Raw genomic sequence first — 20,526 nt, 5'->3', positions numbered from 1 at the left:
CGTTTATATTAAGGCATTGCCAAAATTAATGTACCTACCCCAGAAAATGAACCAGGAGCAACTCGACCATAAGGACGTAATACAGAGCTAACAACTACAGGTGTTGCTCTCCCTGCAGGTACAAAAATTGTCTCACCATTTTCACCTGGTTTATTGTTAAGATATAAATCCGCATAGAGGCTACCGTCTGGACGTAATCTGACATTTGGACCATCTAGAGATGATGCATAAATAACAACAGATAAATCTTTATTGCATGTCACGCGAATTGTTTGTGATCGTTTATTCTGTGTTGAGTCACCTAGTCTATCTTCATCAATATCGCCATAACTAAGGTTGACTGAACCATCAATTATCTCACAAGCCCCAGCAGGAGGTGGTGCAATACCGCACATTGATCCTGGAAGTAGTAATTTTGTCGTTCCGGTTTCATAAAATAAACCAACACACTCTTGAATTTCACTATTAGGCACCCCTGAGTGGTGAGCTACAGTAGGTGACGTAGGAAAACTTTGCACTCGCATAACAGCATCACGCAATTCCGCCATAGTGCGATATTTTTGCGCCCCTGTTAAAACTGTTCTTGTCGCTGCCCCACCTTGTCCTGATGCATTATGTCGATGATTAATCGTAATTTTACAAGATGCGCCACCATAACAAGGATTCAAGGTCATCGTTGTTTCAGGATCCCAACGTTGAATAATGAAAGTATAATTTGCAGAAGAAGGAGAAAGAACTTTGGATTCAGTAATATAAGAAAAAATAGAAGCCATTGATGACGCAGAAAAGAGCATCATCACACTAAATAGACATAATACTGATAATCGTTTTGGGGTAAACATATTAACCTCAATCTTAATAATTAATCATAATTCAGGTGGAATGTGGCTATAGCACTAAAACGACCTCGTTTTATTGATTCATTAGCAATAGCATTAGGCTCGGCTTGTATAAAAGCTCGGAACCTTAAAATAGAATCTCCTGAATTTAAGGCAATATTGCTTGTTTCCTGATTAATCCGCAGTGGGCTGCCATCAGAGTTTTCTAACCCAATGGCAATACCTTCAGCTTGACTTCCTGTACTTAATGCAAGAAAACCTTGCCCAACCATTGCCTGATTTTCAGTACCACTAAATGTCACTCTCACCTTTTTATTAATAGAAAGGTCACATTCTGATAAATGAATTTGAAAATTTTGGCTATTTGTTCTACCTGCGCCAATATAAAACGTTTTATCAGGCACATTACCAAATTCTAGAGAAATGGTTTCATCCCCCGGTTTAATCACACAAGGTTCATCAACTAATGTGCCATAAAGTCGCATATTATTCGGTGCTGCATTGGCAGCTGTAAATATTCCTATTAGAAGCGTAAGCCCGCAAATAACAGGAAGCGGTAATGTTTTAAGCTTCATTTTCACACTCCTATTGATATTCTGCGAGCAACGTTGCTGTTACCTCAAATGGACCTTCTACTAATGTACTTCCTGGTCTTTTTACTGGTACAGCTTGAATAATAGGTGGCTTATCTGGTGAGATAACAAATCGTTCATTTAAAATAAAAGGCTCACCATTGCGAGTCATATGAATCGCTAAATCGGCAATATTAGTTTGTAATCCTGCATCATCAAACTGGCTTTTAGGGCCAATAATAGAAAGCCCCAGATCCCACCCTTTAATATTGGGATCGCACTTTAATTTGTAATTCACGGGTTGGGTGTAATTAATGCCATCAACTCTATGAATACCAACGTTATGGCCAAAATAAACTTCAATTAAGTTATTATTTTCGATCACACAAGGAGGCGGAATTAATAATGTTCCAAATAATTTCATATTCGGTTCATCCGCACTGACAAATAAAGGCGACATGACGAGTAATGTTGTCAGACAAACCTTTTTTAAATTAATAAGCATGTACTGACTCCTTACTGATATTCTACTCGAAGCGTTGCAGTAGCGTAAAAATCACCTCCAGTTAATGATGCAGAATAATCACGAACAGGAATTGCCTCAAATTGAGGAAAGTTAGGATAAGTGAAATTCACTTCTTGCCCCAATCTTAATAATTTATTTTGGTAAAGAATACGTACCCCTAATCCTGTAATGTTTGTGGTCAAAGCATTTGAATCAAACCCAGTACCATTTCCAGAAATAGAGACTTTCATTGTATTTGTTGGCATTTTTCTACATTCAGCACTATAAGTAATAGGCTTTTTGTAATTAACACCATCAATACGCGTACTCATGACTTCACCAAAATCAACCTCAATCGTTTTTCCTCCATTGATGACGCAAGGAGGTGGAGCGATAACATTACCCGAGATATAGACATATACAATCCCAGGTATAGTGCTACCCGCTCTCGCTGTAGGTGGTGTATTTGCAACAGCAGCTGAACTCAGGACACCAGTAAATGTTGTCATTAATAAAATCAACACTGCTTTGCTTGTGTTAAACCGCTGTTCCATATCCATAAATAAACCTATTAATTTCCGATTGCTGTTTCTACAACCTTGCACTCATTGCCACTACAGCTAAATTTCAAACGAGGGCGTCCACCGTAATCATTGATATAACTAAGTACAGGGGATGCACCAAGTGTAGAAGCTTTCAAATTAAGATCTGCACTACTTTTTGGATCAACCATTAAAGGCGTAAACCCAGTAATACTTTCACCTTTTAACCCAGTTAACCCATCGACAATTGTCACAAAGTAAGGTGTTGGATTATTAACCTGATAGATATCCCCTTTTTTCGTTAGGGTGATTTTTTCCTGCCACGGATTTGTTAAATCTGTTTGTGTGGCATAAATCGCCGCAGGGCGATAAAACAATTTAATCCGTGTTTGTAATGCAATTTGCAACACATTGGGTTTATCACTACGTGGTGGAATTTCACGTAAGTTAAAATAGAACACACTTTCCCTATCTTGAGGTAATTTAGCGACATCAGGTAATCCTTGTATTTTTATCTGGCTTTTATCACCGGGTTCAATACGCTGAATAGGTGGCAGAACGATTAATGGACTTTCCACTTTTTGTCCATTGACATCTTCCATCCAACCTTGTGCTAAATAAGGTAGTTCTTTATTTTGATTACTGACATTAAGGCTAATTGATTTATCAGCTCCATTAAAAATGATACGAGTTCTATCCAATGCAATCGCAGCAATAGCTTGTTGAGTAAATACCATACCCGTTAATAATGTGGTTGCTACAATGAATGAGCGCTTTAATAACATCATCTTTAATTACTCTTTTGTTTATAAAATCGTTTAATTTTTCCCTTCTCAACCTTCAGTTTTGACTAATTGTGGCTGAGATGGTGATTCGGTTCTCTCTTGTGCTGAATAAGAGATTGATGGAGTGTCCCCACACGTTAATAATAGTGAAGAAATAAAGATACCTTCATCTAATTTAGGTACTTGTACTTCACACTGTTTTTTACCACTCCAACGTACATCTAAAATATCACCAGAGTTTATTCCACTTAAATAAACATTACCGCTATCATTCACGATGCCCAGTTCTCGGCCTTTTTCTGTGGTAATGCTAGCGCCAAATGGTGGATAACTACCGTCTTTCATGCGGACAATCGCCATCGCTTTTTGCCCTGAAATAACGTCAAACTCACGGTAACCTATCGCCCCTTCGGTAAGGGTTAATTGTTGAATTGAACGCACTGCATCAACATCATCAGGTAATTTATCTAAATCAATTGTTGCACTACTCCGATAGTAATTATTGATATCTGGAAGTACCGCTTTACCGAAATAGTTAGTATGGCTCACAGCCCCTAAACTTCTAATTGGTACATCAGCCACACCATTAGTATCGACCAATAAACGCGCAGCTCCTGGCATTGCAGTACGATGGAATGCTCCGCCTTTAGGTGTTAACGTTGCTCCACCTTGTAACGAAAGCGAGGCTGAGGTATTTTCACCTTGAATATGACTCGCACTTGCTGTTACCAATGCTGTATCACCATAACGCGTATAATAAGCATCAGCAGATGGACGACCACGGCTACTTAAACCCGTACCTAAGCGATAGTTATTATTGTCATCGAGGCGGTCAAAATAGCTCACATTATGAGAGTTACCATTCTTATTAATCACGGTGTTATAACTAATTGTGGCTTTATCGCTCCAAGGCATACTGACGTTTAGATAAACACCATCATCATTCTCACCATTAAATTTATTCCGATAAGCCGATAAATTAATATTGATATTTTTAAAACGACCAATATCCATAAACTTAGATAAAGATAAGTTGTAATAATCGTTATTAGGCTTATTCCAATAAGTTTGATGGTTATAGTTAAGATAAGCACTCAAGCCTAAATCTGGAAATTGCTTACTTAATGTTATGGTATAAAGCTCTTTATTATTATCTCGGTTGTTATCACGATAACGACGATCTAAATATTGATCCATACTCATAAAGTCACGTTCTGAGAAGCGGTAACCTGCGAAAGTCACTTGTCCATTAATAGCCTCAAAACGTTTAGAGTAGCTAACTCGATAAGAGCCACCATGATAGCGCTTATCATCATTAGGAATTTTTGCCCATGAGTGTGTCGCATCAAATGAAATTGCACCTAATACCATCAAGTCACGACCAATACCTAAAGAAACAGAGTTATAATCTCCTGCAACTAATGACCCCCCATAGAGTGACCAACCATTTGTGACCCCCCATGAAAACTCACCCATTGCAAAAACGGGTCCTTCGGTTTTATGATCCATATCAGAAGGTTTACCTGCTGATAATTTATATTGCACTCGGCCTGGGCGTGTTAAATAAGGGATACTTGCCGTATCCATTTGGTATTCTTGTACTGAACCATCTTGCTCTTCAACACGAACATCCAACTTACCACTGACTGCATCATTAAGATTTTGAATGCGGAATGGACCCGGAGCGACCTGTGTTTCGTAGATCACACGACCTTGCTGACTAATCGTCACTTTCGCATTCGATTTTGCAATACCAGTGACTTCAGGTGCATAACCTCTCAAATTAGGAGGCAACATCTGATCATCCGTTAATAAACTGATACCAGTAAAACGAAAGTTATCAAAAATATCAGAGCGTGAATAAGTCTCACCCATAACAAGGCGAGCACCCCATTGGGTTATTGCTCTATAAAGGTAATATTGACTCCAATCCCAATTATTCTCAGTACTGCCATTCACGCCTGTTGTGTGTTGATAGTTTGCTTGCCAATCCGCACGAAAACGCCAAACACCTAAGTTAGCACCCGCAGTACCACTACCTGTAACTTGTTGTCTTTGTTTACCATTAGCAGGATCGGTCACATTAGCATTCAGGTTATAGTCAAAAATAAGTCCTGAAATACCTTCATCCCAACGAGATGGTGGATCCCAATCGTCGGTTGCATACTCAACATAGGCTTGAGGAATAGTAACAACAAAACTACCTGCACCTAAGTTAGTACTTGTTGTCATACCTGGTATCGATGACTCGTCAAGACAGGAGCCATCATCTTTCCAAGTTACCGCTTTGAGCCACTCAGGTTTCAACGTAAATTGATTGACTAATTCACGAGGAATACAAGGAATACTCGCTTTAGGATCATTTGCGGGGACAATATAATTAATGGTATAGAGATCAGGTAATTCATTATTGTTAACTTTAACAATAAATTCATACTTACCAGGCATAATATAGCCGGCACGAGAAAAATCTGATAAATCAATATTTTGTTTATCTTTTAGATCAAGAATATCAGAGTTAAACTCGATATCACCGGCTGCAAATACCATATTAGAGGCACTCGCCATACCAGCAATAATTAAATAGATCAGTGCTGCTACAGGTCGAATTGTATGCTGATTACTCTTTTTTTCTGCTTTTCTTGAAGCAGTTTTGAATGATTTAGCCATAAATAATCCAACCAATCCATTTAATAATATTCGAGTTTAAAACGCAGGGTTGCTTGATAATTACCTGCTCGTGGAATGTCGTTATTTTTAACAAGCCTTGCTTGATACAACAAAGACAACGATTTAGTATCGATATCCACAGGAGGTAAAGGTTTCCCTGGTGTTGCCAATCTTCCGTAACGGTCAGCAATAGCTAACGAAGCACCTTTAGCGTCGCCGAAAAGTTGGAATAATCCGTTCTGTGCAGGGCCTTCAAAAGTAGCAATAAAACGAGGACGTTCAGCTTGTGTACCTTTTTGGTCGACAAGGGAACATTCTGTTAATCGAATAGAGAAATGTTCAATAGGTCCTTGACCTTCAACAGCTAAGGTCGGAATAGACACGGTACTCAAAGAGATAACTTGCTCTCGACTTCCTGCCGAGATAGTACATGTTGGCTCTAATATAGAACCTTGTAGACTAACCACGCCGAATCGCTGATGTGATTTTACATCTTGTTTTATATCGGTCACTGCCATTACAGGCTTAACAAATAGTCCTGTTGTAACAAGTAATAATAGTGGCACCATCTTGCGATTCATTGTTTTCTACTCCATAAGATAAACCATAAAAATACAGCTAAAGATAAAGCCCTATACATCCTTATACAGGGCCTAAAAGGACATCTATTATTGGTAAGTTAATGCAAAAGTAGCGATTGCAGTAAAGTCACCAGGTACAGCTGCATCTGTTGCAGAACCTTGTAAGTAAGCAGCAAAGTTCAGATCATTTGAACCGTCACGAATAGTTTGAGCTTTTGTTGGTTCACCTAATTTAATTTGTGTACCACCAGCATCAGTAATAACAACTGCTGCATTTTTCGCTAAACCTTCGATGCCTAAAGAGCCTGGCAGAATAGCCGCTGCTTCAGCACCAGTGAAGGTAGTTTGAACTGTTTTATAAGTTTCAGTAGAGCATTGCAGTAATTTAATTTTGAAAGTATTAGAAACACTACGGCCGCCATCTTTCAGTGCATTTGCTGAAACTTGTCCGAGTGGAACACGTTGGTCGCCTGAGTTAGGATCAATTGAACATGGAGCATCAATGATTGAACCCCAAAATTCTACAGTACCATGACCTTGATCAGCAGCGAATGCAGAACCAGCAGCAACAGTTAAGCCTAAACCTAAAACTAAACCTAATTTATTTAATTTCATCTTTATGTTTCCTGAAAATATAAGAACGAAGATATTTAAAATAATAAAATTCAATATAAGCAAATTACTTAAATGAATGTCACACTAAATAAAGTTTCTATATTTTGATAAAGTTCATCCAGCCAATTTCATATTTAATTATGAAATTAGATAAAGGAAGCGTATCAAGTTGGATATATTATTCTCTCTGGTTTTATTTAAGTCAAACCACCCCAATTTCATTAAGTCTATTTTTATTAATTTACTGATATTAGGTGTATTTTTTACATTTTCATACAAAATATTACTTTTTGAAAATGACAGAAATGGATTTAAAAACTAAATTCACACTCTTAAAAAGAGATATATGAGATTTAAATTCTGCTATTTCGGAATTTAAAGTGAAAAGATCTAATTGTCTTTTTACGAATAGGATTAATTGTCAATTAAATAACATTTTATTATTTGTTTATTTTAACTCAATATAACTAAAATTTTACATAATGAAACAAACTTGACTTAATCCATTGATTTACAAGCAGATCAAAATAATGGATTTGTTAATTTATTTATTATCATTATTTAATCCCATGTATAAACTACATCAAATAACTCCTTTAATGATAATCCCAAATTGAAATAAGCATTAAAAATAAAACATTAAATAAACATAAGTATTTGTATTTAATATAAAAATTAATAGTTACATTTTTTATAGTTACGTATATTTACAATAAACAAAATAAAAAGAGCAGAAAAATCATAAGTAATTGATAAATAATTGATTATTTAAATAAACTAATCAAGAATAGAGTATTTTTATAATAATTTAACACTTTAATTTAAGTATTTACACTTAGGAAATTGAGGTCATAAAGCGAGTTTTTGTACAAATTGCATTTTTTGATTAAGAACACTCTCATAAGTTAACTAACTGATAATTCAAAAAAGAAATTCGTGTAACGCCTATTTTTTTCTCAGAAAAACCTAAAAATCTAATCATTTGATTGAGAATAATTACGCTTTTTTTGGGTAAAAATTTTAATGTATTTATTAAGAGCAGCTTCAAAAAATTAAATTAATTATTTATTGGATCCTTGACTATTTTACGTATTGCTACTAATTTCATTATTAGCTTATTCATATTATTAAATCCCCATAGAATCCACATTTTCTTATCCAAATAGAAACACAGTAAAATACATTTTATTTACATTATGAATTCATTAATTTAACATTACTCATATAATGCGTATAAATATTAGTCGTTATTACTTGTTTTCTAATTATCAAATTTTTTTCAATAAGAATATTGGTGTTTTTTTATTTTTACGATAAATTAGGAATAATTTTATATTATCTGAATAGATTTAACTCATTTTCGAATAGTTAATTAATCTAAAGAAGTAAGTTTTAAGGTATATATTGGAAACAATCCTTTATAGACTGAATAATAACAAGTTAATAATTTAAATAAAAATAGAGAATTACATTAGTATTATTTAATTATTTAACTAATAACGTCTTAATAAGAATATCATTATTAGAGTATCTTTATTTAATAAATTAAGTTAGCTTTATTTATCTTTTTCACGATGAAATAAAAAAAAGGCATTTTCAACCTAATAGAAATCAATATTCTCTAAATACTCGCTTTAAGAGTATTCTTATCCCGCTTTTCAAGAAAAGCACCTGTTTTAGATAATTATTATCATCATAAAATGACAACGTTACATTTATGCCCCATTTTCTTCTCTATATAAAAGAGTAAAAATTGATTATCCATTCCTTCCTTTTTGCTGATCACACTATCAATAACTCGAGTTTGACTAACGGCACTTAGCTTTTTTAGCATAAAAAAAGGGCAGGGTTTCCCCTGCCTTACCAATTTGGTAATCAATCAAAGAAAAAGCATACGCTCTAAAACACCAAGTTTGAGTATCCTTTAGCGATATGCATTAGTATAAAAAAACATCAGGCATCGCTTCAGCAATGATGCTACTTCGTTTATCGGTACATTGATTTTCTGATGACGATTTTGATATAAAACAGTCTTCAAAAAACCAATAAATAGGTGTATTTAGATAGTTGGCTAATAGAACAAGATAACTTAAATCTATCTTGTTCATCCCGCGCTCATATCGAGAGAATTGCTGTTGGCTTACACCAATTTTTTCAGCGATTTGCATACCGGTATAACCTAATTCTTTACGCTTTTTCTGAATTCGTTTTCCAACCAACGCATTAACATCAATATCTGTAAAATCGTAATTCATCATAATATTCACCCATTATCATGATTAAGGCATCGTTAAAATAATTGATCCTGAACCAGAGAAATAGCCCGGTGCAACGCGACCATTTGTATGTAAAGTAGAACTTACTTTTACAGGCACTGAACCGCCAGCGGGAACATTAATTATGCTACCGGTCTCGCCTGGATAATCATCAAGAAATAAATCAGCATATAAACTGTTGTCTGAACGTAAAAGCACTCTCCCATTATCTGAACCTGATGCAATAACCATGACTTTCATCGCTAAATTACAAGTAACATTGATATTCTGATAACGCTGAGCACCCTCTAAACTATATTCATCTATATCACCATAATTAAGGTTTACAGCACCTTCTGTTATTTTGCAGGCACCAACAGGTGGCGGTGCGATACCACATAATGATCCCGGCAATAAACGTCCACTCGGTGATATTCCACTTGAATTTGGTTGATAAAATAATCCCACACATTCCTGATTAGAATTTAAAGCAGGCCCTACGTGATTTGTCTTTCCTTCAAGTGGAAAGGAAATATTTCTTAAAACTTCCTCTCGAACTTCAGCTAAAGTACGCAACTTCTCAATTCTTGTGATAAGTTGCTTAGCTGATCCACCAGACCCATCAAGATCATGTTTATGGTTAATCGTTACATAACAAGTAGACCATCCATAACAAGGATTTAATGTTCCCGACGTTTCAGGATCCCAACGCTGAATAACATAGGTATAGGTTGCATTTGAGGGTGTTCCTGTCGATTCAGTAATATAAGAAAAGATAGATGCCATTGCGGGTGCCGAAAACAACAAACCTATTGCAAGACATAAAGCTGAAAATCGCTTTAATATGGACATATAAAACCTCAACCCTAATAATTAGTCATAATTCAAATGGAATGTGGCGATTGCACTAAATGGGCCGCGTTTAATGGATTGGTTGGCAATCGCATCTGGCTCCCCTTGAATAAAGGCATAAAAATTTAAAATCGTGTCATCCGCATTTAACGAGAGTTTGTCTGTTTCTTTATTAACAGGTAGTGCATTTCCATTTTCAGATTCCAGTCCAACAGCAATACCCGCCGCTTGACTGCTTGGGCTAATTGCTAAAAAACCTTGTCCTGCCATAGCTTGATTTTCATCCCCTTTGAAAGTGATCTTGACGCTTTTACCAATCGTTAAATCACATTCAGACAAGCGTATTTGAAACAACTTGCTTGGTGTTCTTTGATACGCATAAAGGTTCTTGTCTGGTATATTGCCAAAATCTAATTCAACGGTTTCGTCACCGGGCTTTATGGTACAAGGCTCGTCAACTAATATGCCGTGAAAACGCATATTGTCTGGCGCCGAGAAAGCGGTTGATATTAATCCCGTAAATGTGGCAAGACCCAATACGAACGGGATCGATAACCTTTTTATATTCATCAATACGCTCCTATTGGTATTCAGCAAGCAGTGTTGCCGATACTTCAAATGCACCTTCAGGCAAAGTGCTACCCGGTCTTTTAACGGGCACCGCTTGGATCACGGGAGGATTATCGGGTGATATCGCAATACGCTCGTTTAATTTAAAAGGCTTACCATCTTGCGTAAGATGAATGCCTAAATCTGGAATATTGGTTTGTAGCGCTGCTTCATCAAACTGTGTTTTAGGACCAATAATAGAAAGCCCTAAATCCCAACCTTTTAAATTTGGATCACAGACCAATCGATAATTCACCGATTCGGTATAGTTAATGCCATCTACTTTATGAATACCTACGTTGTGTCCAAAATAGACATCAATCAGTTCGTTGTTACTAATGACACAAGGAGGTGGTACTAATAAGGTGCCAAATAATTTCATATTAGGTGCGTCTGCACTCATAACAGAATAAGAATTCAGTAATGCGATCAGACATAGGTACTTTAATTTATTCATCTTCTGACCTCTTACTGATAATCCACATGCAGTGTGCCACTTGCGACAAAATCACCACCCACTAAGCTTTCATTCTGATCACGAACAGGAATAGCTTCTAATTCAGGTAAGTTGGGATAGGTAAAATTTACCGCCTTACCTAAATCTAATAAGTTTCCCTGATACAGAATACGCACTCCTAATCCCGTAATATTGGTTTGTAGCGCATTTGAATCGAATCCCGTTGCGCTCCCCGTAACATAAACTTTCATGGCATTAGTTGGCATTTTTTGGCAAGTCGCGGTGTAATGAACAGGCTCTTTATAACGAACCCCATCAATACGTGTACTCATTACCTCACCAAAATTAACTTCGATCATTTTGCCGTCATTAATTAAGCAAGGCGGTGGCGCAATGACATTCCCTGAAATATTGATATAAACAATTCCCGGAATAACATCTTTCACCGCTCTAGCGGGTAAATTCGCAACAGCAGTAAAACTTAGGCCTCCAGTAAACGTTGCCAAAATAAGAATCAACACTGCTTTGCTTGGGCTAAACCGCTGTTCCATTTTCATAAAATAGACCTATTTAGTTTCCTGCTGATGTTTCTGTAACTTTGCATTCATTGCCAGTACAGGTGAATTTCATTTGTGGTCGTCCACCGTAATCATTGATGTAACTGAGTACAGGCGATGCGCCAAACGCAGAAGTATGCAGATTTATCGTTCCTGTGCTTTTAGGGGCAATCATGATTGGTTCAAAACCATCAAGGCTTTTTCCTTGCAATCCTGTTAACCCATCCACTAATGTCACGTAATAAGGTGTTGGGTTATTCACTTCATAGCGATCACCTTTCTTTATTAAGGTGATTTTTTCCTGCCAAGGATGAGTGAGATCCGTTTGTGTGGCGTAAATCGATGCTGGTCGATAAAAAAGTTTAATGCGCGTTTGTAATGCAATTTGCAGTACATTAGGTTTATCGCTACGTGGTGGAATTTCACGCAAGTTAAAATAGAAAACGCTTTCTCTATCTTGTGGTAATTTGGCAATATCAGGTAATGACTGCACTTTGACTTGGCTTTTATCGCCCGGCTCAATACGCTGAATAGGCGGTAAAACTAATAATGGGCTGTCAATACGTTCTCCATTTTCATTTTCCATCCAACCCTGAGCCAAGTAAGGTAGTTCTTTATTCTGATTACTGACATTTAAGCTAATCGACTTATCGGCACCATTAAAAATGACACGCGTTCTATCTAAAGCAATCGCAGCAAGGGCTTGACTAGTAAAGACCATTCCAGTCAATAAAGTGGTTGTTACAATGAATAAGCGCTTTAATAACATCATTTTAAATTACTCTTTTTGTCTGAAATTATTTTTATCTTTCCCTTTTTTCCTAACCTTATTGCGTGATCAGTTGAGGTTTAGGTAAGGGCTCTGTTCTTTGATTGATTGTTGAAGGTGTTGCGTCACCATCACTACAAGTCAGTAATAATGAAGACATAAATAATCCTTCAACTAATGTTGGAATACGGACTTTGCACTGCTCTTGACCATTCCAACGAACACTCAATAGATCATCACTGTTAATCCCCGTCAGATAGACATTCCCACCATCATTGACAATACCAAGCTCACGCCCCTTCTCGGTTGTGACACTGGCACCAAATGGTGGATAAGTTCCATCTTGTAAGCGAATGACAGCCATGGCTTTTTGTCCCGAGACCACATCAAAGTGGCGGTAGCCTATTGCACCTTCTGTTAGGGTTAGCTGTTGAATTGAGCGTAATGCTTCAGCGTTATCTGGCATCTGATCAAGGTCGATGCTGGCACTACTGCGATAATAATCATTGATATCAGGCAGTACTGCTTTACCAAAAGCATTGGTACGCGTAATAGCGCCGATGCTTTTCACTGGAACATCTGAAATGCCATCTGTATCAACAAGTAAACGAGTACTACCCGTACGACTTGTTCGGTGTAATGCACCACCTTTTGGTGTTAATGTTGCCCCACCTTGTAGTGATAAGGTGGCTGATGTGTATTCACCATTAATATGGCTCGCACTAGCAGTGACCAATGCAGCATCAGCGTAATGCATAAGATAGGCATCTGCGGATGGTTTACCGTTACTGCTTAAACCAGCACCAACTCGATAGCTACTATTGTCATCAATACGATCGTAATAGCTGACATTATGTGAATTACCGTGTTTATTAATCACCGTGTTGTAGCTAATAGTTGCGCGATCGCTCCAAGGCATACTGACATTCATATAAACGCCATTATCATTGGTGCCATTGAATTTATTGCGAAACGCCGACAGGCTGAGATTGATATTTTTAAAGCTACCAATATCCATCGTTTTGGCTAATGACAAGTTATAGTTATCGTTATTAGGCTTATTCCAATAAGTCTGATGGCTATAGTTTAAGTAAGCACTCAATCCCCATTCAGGGAACTGCTTACTAAACATAATGGTATAAAGCTCTTTATTATTATCTTCTTCACCACCACGATAACGGCGATCTAAATATTGGTTCATACTCATAAAGTCACGTTCAGAGAAGCGATAGCCTGCAAATGTCACTTGGCTATTTATTTGTTCAAAACGTTTTGAGTAACTGACGCGATAAGAGCCCCCGTGATAACGTTTGTCATCACTTGGAATTTTTGCCCAAGAATGTGTCGCATCAAAAGAGATAGCACCCAATGCCATTAGGTCACGACCAATACCCGCAGAAACCGAGTTATAATCGCCCGATACTAATGAACCGCCATAAAGTGACCAACCGTTACTGATCCCCCATGAGAATTCACCCATACCAAAAATAGGGCCTTCTGTATTACGGTTCATGTCCGACGGTTTACCCGCAGATAATTTATATTGCACTCGGCCGGGGCGTGTTAAATAAGGAATACTGGCCGTATCCATTTGGAATTCTTGAACAGATCCATCTTGTTCTTCAACACGTACATCTAATTTACCACTGACTGCATCATTGATGTCTTGAATGCGAAACGGTCCTGGAGCAACCTGAGTTTCATAGATCACACGGCCCTGCTGGCTAATCGTCACTTTCGCATTCGTTTTTGCCACACCCGTTACTTCTGGGGCATATCCCCTTAAGTTAGGTGGCAGCATATTGTCATCCGTAGACAAGTTAACCCCAGTAAAACGGAAGTTATCGAAAATGTCAGAACGAGAGTAAGTCTCCCCCATCACAAGGCGAGCCCCTAATTGCGTGATGGCTCTATAAAGATAAATCTGGTTCCATTTCCAACTATTTTCAGTACTATCAGGAATACCTGTTGTATGCTGATAACTTGCTTGCCAATCGGCACGGAAACGCCAAACACCAAGGTTTGCTCCCACGGTTCCTAAGCCTGTAACTTGTTGACGCTGTTTTCCTTTAGCAGGATCTGTCACGTTAGCATTGACGTTATAGTCAAAAAGCACACCTGAGATACCGTGATCCCAACGAGAAGGTGGGTCCCAGTTTGGTGCTGAATATTCAAGATACGCTTGAGGAATAGTAAGAATAAGATTGCCATTTCCCAGACTTGCATTTACCGTCATTCCGGGAATAGAAGAGATATCAAGGCAGCTTCCGTTATCTTGATATTTAACTTTTTCAGCCCATTCAGGTTTGAGCCCTATTTGATGGATCAATTCTGGCGGTAAGCAAGCTTCGCTACCTTTAGGATCATTGGCTGGTACAACATAGCTAATGTTGTAGAGTTCAGGGAGTTCATTATTATTCACGCGAACAACAAACTCATATCGGCCGGGCATAATATAGCCAGCACGAGAGAAATCTGATAAGTCGATATTTTGCTTATCTTTTAGATCTAAAATATCGGCATTAAATTCAATATTACTATTTGCTAAAGCTGAACTTGAAATACTGGAAGCGCCAGTAAGAATTAAATAGATCAGTACAGCAACAGGCCGAATAGTATGTTGTTTTTTCTTTTTTTCCGTCCCTAAACCAACGGTTTTGAATGTTCTAACCATAAGTTATCCAACCCGATCCATTTAATAGTATTCCAGCTTAAATCGCAGCGTTGTTCGGTAATTTCCAGCTTTTGGTATTTCGTTATTTTTGACTATTCGCGCTTGGTAAAGTAACGCCATTGATTTGGAGTCAATTCCAACTGGGGGTAATGGCTTACCGGGGATGGCTCGCCTACCGTAACGATCAGCTATCGCTAATGACGCGCCTCTCGCTTCACCAGAAAGTGCAAAATTACCATTCTCGTTAGAGGGACCTTCAAACGTTGCAATAAAACGAGGGTTGTCCGCTTCCTGACCTTTTTGTTCAATTAGCGTACATTCCGTTAATCTGATAGAAAAATACTCAATAGGTCCTTGTCCTTCAGTCACTAGCATTGGAATAGAAACCGTTGTCAGTGGAATAACTTGTTCACCACTTCCTGCTGCAATCGTGCAAGATGGTTCTAAGATCGAGCCTGAAAGATTAAGTACCCCAAATCGCTGATGCATGTTTTTATCTTGTTTTACATCACTCGCTTCTGCTGTTGTTATCAGTAAGCTGGCAATAAGGCATAGCCATAGTGGTGTCATCTTGCGATTCATATTTTTCTCCGTAAGAAAAAAATCGTTAAAAATAGACACAGGAAATAAAGCACTGTACATCCTTGTACTGTGCTTATTTTTTCTTACTGATAAGTCAGTGCGAAAGTTGCGATTGCAGTGAAGTCACCTGGAACGGCAGCTTCTGCTGAAGAACCTTGTAAGTAAGCAGCAAAGTTCAGATCGTTATTACCATCACGTAATGTTTGAGCGGCACTTGGTGTGCCTAATTTGATTTGTTTGCCACCTGCATCAGTGATAACAACAGCAGCATTTTTAGCGATACCTTCAATACCTAAAGAACCAGCTAAGATGTTTGCATCTTCTGAACCAGTGAAGGTTGTTTGAACAGTTTTATAAGTTTCTGTTGTGCAATTCTCTAAAGTGATTTTAAAATCACGAGAATTACTACGACCACCATCTTTTAATGAAGCAGTAGAAATTTGACCTAATGGAACAGTTTGATTTTCTGAATCAGGATGAATAGAACAAGGTGCATCAATAATTGAACCAACAAATTTAACGGTGCCGTGACCTTGATCAGCAGCAAAAGAAGAACCTGCAGCAACAGTTAAACCTAAGCCAAGAACTAACGCTAATTTATTTAATTTCATCTTTTTGTTTCCTAAAATATAAAGGACGAAGACATTAAAAATAATAAATTCATTAGGATTGAATTATTCCTAATTGAATGACTCACTTATTGAGTTTTTGAATTTTGGTATACTTGTGCCCGTCCAAAACGAAATTAAATATCGTTAGAAACAAAACAAAATACACCAAATTGTTTTGTTAAAAATTTTCATCTCGAAATTAAACACATTTAGATAATCAAACTTTAAATATCGAAAAAAGAGTTTATAATTCTAAGTGCAATTACTATAATTTGTGAAAAAAGTAAAAAAAATTATTTCTGGATTTTAAACAAAGTAACCAATCATGTTTGTTTTTTAAAATAATGATAAATATCAATATGTTAAATAAATGAAGATAAGTGATTAACATTAAATTTGACTTAAGTGAGAAGCCAGAGAATAATAGTAAACAATTTGGTGTATTCTGTTTATTTCTCTAAAGATAACCAAATTCCTATCCATACTCATTTTTCGCTTTTTCAATCAATCACTTTCATTTTCTAAAAATAAATAAACTTTCAATAAACTTGTTTAAAATGAACAAGTAAAAGTGTAAGCATAAAAAAAATACAACTCTTTATTGATGCATATTACTTGTTATAGTGATGCATCAATTGACTTTTGTTCCTTGTTATCTCATTGAAAAGGTTATGAAAATGAAGCAGCGCAAGTTTCTTACACGTTTTGAGATCAATTCTATTTTGAAGCAAGCAAAGGAAGGACGGTATCCAGAAAGAGATTACTGTATGTTTTTAATGTGTTTTTTACATGGGTTTCGCGTGAGCGAGCTATGTAATTTAACCTTAAGCGATATTGATTTAGAAAGTCGAATACTCTATGTCAGACGCTTAAAAGGCGGTTTATCAACAACACAACCGATTATCGAAGAGGAGTATGAAGCGTTAGTTAACTGGTTGAAAAAAAGGGAAACATGGAGAGAGGCTGACTCAGAATGGGTCTTTTTATCCCAAAAAACAGGTCCAATTTCTCGTCAACAAGTGTATGGATTACTTCGCCGTTTAGGTAAAGATGCTAATGTATCCATAGCCCCTCATCCCCATATGTTACGCCATGCATGTGGCTATGCACTCGCTGATTTAGGTAGAGATACTCGTTTAATTCAAGATTATTTAGGACATCGTAATATTTCACATACTGTTATCTATACTGCAAGTAATTCAAAACGATTTGTTCACATTTGGGATGCAAGAAATTAACAATATTTATTCAATTAATATATTCTCTAAGAATTAATACACTAAATAGAGTAGACTATATTTTTTCAATAAGAATACAGTTAATTTTAATATAATTAAGAAAATTAGGAATTGTTTTATATTAAATAAATAATCACGATTGCAGGTATTAATAATTTATTAATAATCGTTTTCTAATTAAAGAATAATTCAATATCATTATTCTTTTTTTGATTATCTTTATTGGAAGGCAATAAATTTAATATCAGTCTTTATTTATTAATAATATTAAACATTATTTGTTTGATTTTTAATCAAGAAATAAGGATCTTATTTAAAGAAAATATCTATTCTTAAAAATTTTATTCATTTGCATTCTAGGCACACGCTTTCATATCTCACTATCCCCAACGTTATCGTTTGGGGATAGTTATGAATTTCCTTAAAAACTACAATTATCCTTTTACACAAACAACCTGTCGTAGTGTATGAACAACCTCAACAAGTGATAACTGAGCCTTCATAACAGCATCAATATCCTTATAAGCCATCGGAATTTCATCAATCACATCTTCATCTTTTCGACATTCCACATGTGCTGTTGCTCGAATTTGGTCTTCAACACTAAAAGCTTTTTTCGCTGCTGTTCGGCTCATTACGCGTCCTGCGCCATGACTACATGAACAGAAACTTTCGGCATTTCCTTTTCCTCTTACAATAAAGCTCTTAGCGCCCATTGAACCAGGGATGATCCCCATTTCACCTTTCTGAGCTGAAACGGCTCCTTTTCGAGTCACCAGTACTTCTTCGCCAAAGTGCATTTCCTTTTGTACATAGTTATGGTGGCAGTTCACCGCCTGTTGCTGTGTCGTAAAAGGTTTAGTTATTTGTGTCGATAATGCCGCCAACACGCGTTCCATCATAATTTCACGATTATGTCGGGCAAAATCCTGTGCCCATTCTATGGCTTCTATATAGTCATCATAGAAAAGCGTTCCTTCTTTTAAATACGCTAAGTTTTTATCAGGTAAATTAGCGATATGTTCCCTCATATCTTCTTGTGCCATTTGTATAAATAACGTACCGATAGCATTACCAACACCACGAGAGCCACTATGTAGCATTACCCAAACATTATCTGATTCATCAAGACACAATTCGATAAAGTGATTTCCTGTTCCTAATGTACCAAGGTGACGATAGTTATTCGTATTTCGTAAACGTGGGTACTTATCAGTTAAAACCTTAAAACGCCCTTCAAGTTGTTGCCAATGTTGATCAACAAGTTTAGGTGGGTTCTTCCATGAACCACGATCATTCCCTGATTGATAACTTGTTCTTCCATGAGGTACTGCTCTTTCTATTGCCGTTCTTATGGCAAATAAATTATCTGGCAGATCATTTGCGTGTAATGATGTTTTCACCGCAATCATTCCACACCCAATATCCACACCAACAGCAGCTGGAATAATCGCGCCTTTTGTTGGAATAACACTCCCGATTGTTGAACCTTTCCCTAAGTGAACATCTGGCATTACTGCCATATGTTTGAAAATAAAAGGCATCTTCGCGGTATTAATAAGTTGTTTTAGAGCATCTGCTTCAACAGGTACACCATTTGTCCACATTTTGATTTCAGCAGTTCCTGCTTCTTTTACTATTTGATGATCCAATATCATGCCTGTGCCCCTTTAATTTGTACTAACCCGTTTAATACTTGGTCTAAACCGCCATAAACGGAAATCTTATCAATACGTTCTGCAATACGTTCTACGGTTTCTAGCTCTTTTAATCGTAAGGCTACTGGATTGTTTTCCATCACTTTTGCCGTATTTAATAAAGAGCGTGTTGCGGATGTCTCTTCTCTTCGACGAATAACATTAGCCTGTGCTGATTTTTCTGCCTCAACCACTTGCGCTAAAATCGTTTTCATTTCGCCTGGTAAAACAATATCTTTTACCCCTAATGAAGCCACTTCAATACCATATCCTTTAGTCACTTCACTGATTTTTTCACTCACTAAAGTGTCAATCAGCGTTTTATTCTCTAATAATTCATCTAATGTTCTTGTTCCTACGGCTTCACGTAACGCAAACTGCAACTCTTTATATAAGAACTCAAGAGGTGAACTCAGTAATTGGTACGCTGAAAGCACATCGCTATAACGCCAACTTGCTGACAAATTAATGCGTAATGTTACTTTGTCTTTCGTTAAGATCTCTTGACCACTCACATCGAGTGTTTGTAAGCGCATATCAACAACCTCAACATCAACTTTGTGCTGATAACGCCAATAGCCTTTTAATCCCGGCGGCAATAGTGATTGAACTTCACCATCAACACGGATAATGCCAGCATGCCATGTCGGAATATCCACACTTAATACACCTTCACTGCCTTTTACAGTTTGGTTACGTAATTTTGGATGCTGCAATTTTTTAACCAAAGTTGGCGAAACTTCCAATTCATTTGCTGACAACACTTCCATTGAGCGTTGTGCATAATTCCAATAAAGACGGCGAGTACTCGGCGCTAAGATCTCTTTGAGTGAGCTATTTTCATAGAGTAAGCCAATCTCTTCATCAGATAGCACAATATCAAAACAATATTCACTCACCCATTCTGGATGATATTGGCGTAAAAACTCGGCTTTCTCTTTTTCAATTGCAGGGCCGTTTAACTCCACCAGCTCAACACTTAATTGGCGACGAAGATCGAAAAATTTATGCTCACCAGCTACAAGGACGTCAATATACTCATCATCCTTCTTTAATAAACCCAGCTGTCCTTGTTTCACTTTTATTGTTGTTCTTATCATCATTGCTTCCTTTTGC

At 37.0% G+C, this 20,526-nt stretch carries 20 protein-coding genes; 1 reads left to right on the top strand and 19 read right to left on the bottom strand.

What is annotated here, in order from left to right; genetic code table 11:
- Nucleotides 1–8: 8 nt before the first annotated feature.
- The 17 genes from F1325_RS04240 to F1325_RS04160 all read right to left on the bottom strand — a co-directional run bounded on the left by F1325_RS04240 (nt 9) and on the right by F1325_RS04160 (nt 16,475).
- Nucleotides 9–842: an adhesin gene (locus F1325_RS04240; RefSeq protein WP_109373874.1), complete on the bottom strand. Its 834-nt coding sequence runs from the start codon at nt 840–842 to the stop codon at nt 9–11.
- A 20-nt stretch (nt 843–862) separates the two neighbouring features.
- The gene (locus F1325_RS04235; RefSeq protein ID WP_109373873.1) at nt 863–1,414 is read right to left on the bottom strand and encodes a fimbrial protein; all 552 of its coding nucleotides are present in this window, start codon (nt 1,412–1,414) and stop codon (nt 863–865) included.
- 10 nt (nt 1,415–1,424) lie between these two features.
- Nucleotides 1,425–1,871: a fimbrial protein gene (locus F1325_RS04230; protein ID WP_406588704.1), complete on the bottom strand. Its 447-nt coding sequence runs from the start codon at nt 1,869–1,871 to the stop codon at nt 1,425–1,427.
- Nucleotides 1,872–1,927: 56 nt separating this feature from the next.
- Complete coding sequence (locus tag F1325_RS04225) at nt 1,928–2,476, bottom strand: fimbrial protein (RefSeq protein WP_109373871.1); 549 nt, start codon at nt 2,474–2,476, stop codon at nt 1,928–1,930.
- A gap of 11 nt (nt 2,477–2,487) precedes the next feature.
- On the bottom strand, nt 2,488–3,246 hold the full coding sequence (locus F1325_RS04220) for a fimbria/pilus periplasmic chaperone (protein WP_109373870.1): 759 nt from the start codon (nt 3,244–3,246) through the stop codon (nt 2,488–2,490).
- 45 nt (nt 3,247–3,291) lie between these two features.
- The gene (locus F1325_RS04215) at nt 3,292–5,913 is read right to left on the bottom strand and encodes an outer membrane usher protein (protein ID WP_109373869.1); all 2,622 of its coding nucleotides are present in this window, start codon (nt 5,911–5,913) and stop codon (nt 3,292–3,294) included.
- A 20-nt stretch (nt 5,914–5,933) separates the two neighbouring features.
- Complete coding sequence (locus tag F1325_RS04210; protein WP_109373868.1) at nt 5,934–6,494, bottom strand: fimbrial protein; 561 nt, start codon at nt 6,492–6,494, stop codon at nt 5,934–5,936.
- Nucleotides 6,495–6,581: 87 nt separating this feature from the next.
- Entirely contained in the window at nt 6,582–7,109 is a 528-nt protein-coding gene (locus F1325_RS04205; RefSeq protein ID WP_109373867.1) for a fimbrial protein, read from the bottom strand.
- 1,937 nt (nt 7,110–9,046) lie between these two features.
- Entirely contained in the window at nt 9,047–9,367 is a 321-nt protein-coding gene (locus tag F1325_RS04200; protein WP_109373866.1) for a helix-turn-helix domain-containing protein, read from the bottom strand.
- A gap of 21 nt (nt 9,368–9,388) precedes the next feature.
- Nucleotides 9,389–10,216: an adhesin gene (locus F1325_RS04195; RefSeq protein WP_109373865.1), complete on the bottom strand. Its 828-nt coding sequence runs from the start codon at nt 10,214–10,216 to the stop codon at nt 9,389–9,391.
- A gap of 21 nt (nt 10,217–10,237) precedes the next feature.
- Nucleotides 10,238–10,786: a fimbrial protein gene (locus F1325_RS04190; protein ID WP_099075829.1), complete on the bottom strand. Its 549-nt coding sequence runs from the start codon at nt 10,784–10,786 to the stop codon at nt 10,238–10,240.
- A 10-nt stretch (nt 10,787–10,796) separates the two neighbouring features.
- Nucleotides 10,797–11,282: a fimbrial protein gene (locus F1325_RS04185; protein ID WP_109373864.1), complete on the bottom strand. Its 486-nt coding sequence runs from the start codon at nt 11,280–11,282 to the stop codon at nt 10,797–10,799.
- Between the two features lie 11 nt (nt 11,283–11,293).
- Nucleotides 11,294–11,839 carry a fimbrial protein gene (locus F1325_RS04180; RefSeq protein ID WP_109373863.1) on the bottom strand — a complete coding sequence of 182 codons (546 nt, stop codon included), beginning with the start codon at nt 11,837–11,839 and terminating at the stop codon, nt 11,294–11,296.
- 13 nt (nt 11,840–11,852) lie between these two features.
- Nucleotides 11,853–12,611, bottom strand: coding sequence for a fimbria/pilus periplasmic chaperone (locus tag F1325_RS04175; protein ID WP_160230034.1), 759 nt, complete (start codon nt 12,609–12,611; stop codon nt 11,853–11,855).
- 55 nt (nt 12,612–12,666) lie between these two features.
- Nucleotides 12,667–15,282 carry an outer membrane usher protein gene (locus tag F1325_RS04170; RefSeq protein WP_160230033.1) on the bottom strand — a complete coding sequence of 872 codons (2,616 nt, stop codon included), beginning with the start codon at nt 15,280–15,282 and terminating at the stop codon, nt 12,667–12,669.
- 21 nt (nt 15,283–15,303) lie between these two features.
- Nucleotides 15,304–15,852 carry a fimbrial protein gene (locus F1325_RS04165; RefSeq protein ID WP_160230858.1) on the bottom strand — a complete coding sequence of 183 codons (549 nt, stop codon included), beginning with the start codon at nt 15,850–15,852 and terminating at the stop codon, nt 15,304–15,306.
- Nucleotides 15,853–15,947: 95 nt separating this feature from the next.
- Nucleotides 15,948–16,475, bottom strand: a complete 528-nt coding sequence (locus tag F1325_RS04160; RefSeq protein ID WP_109373859.1) for a fimbrial protein — start codon at nt 16,473–16,475, stop codon at nt 15,948–15,950.
- Between the two features lie 677 nt (nt 16,476–17,152).
- On the opposite strand from F1325_RS04160, the gene mrpI reads away from it, so the two are divergent.
- Nucleotides 17,153–17,713, top strand: coding sequence for a phase variation DNA invertase MrpI (gene mrpI / locus F1325_RS04155; RefSeq protein ID WP_109371496.1), 561 nt, complete (start codon nt 17,153–17,155; stop codon nt 17,711–17,713).
- 434 nt (nt 17,714–18,147) lie between these two features.
- Here the strand turns inward: mrpI and F1325_RS04150 are convergent, their stop codons facing one another.
- Together F1325_RS04150 and F1325_RS04145 are read right to left on the bottom strand one after the other, a co-directional pair.
- On the bottom strand, nt 18,148–19,371 hold the full coding sequence (locus F1325_RS04150) for an RtcB family protein (protein ID WP_160230032.1): 1,224 nt from the start codon (nt 19,369–19,371) through the stop codon (nt 18,148–18,150).
- Nucleotides 19,368–20,507: a slipin family protein gene (locus F1325_RS04145; RefSeq protein ID WP_109372061.1), complete on the bottom strand. Its 1,140-nt coding sequence runs from the start codon at nt 20,505–20,507 to the stop codon at nt 19,368–19,370. Before F1325_RS04145 ends, F1325_RS04150 begins: the two co-directional genes overlap by 4 nt.
- Nucleotides 20,508–20,526 lie beyond the last annotated feature (19 nt).

The sequence above is a fragment of the Proteus columbae genome (genome assembly GCF_009914335.1).
Classification (GTDB): domain Bacteria; phylum Pseudomonadota; class Gammaproteobacteria; order Enterobacterales; family Enterobacteriaceae; genus Proteus.
The sequence above is the reverse complement of the archived record's forward strand: the minus strand, read 5'-3'. Positions and strand labels throughout refer to the sequence as shown.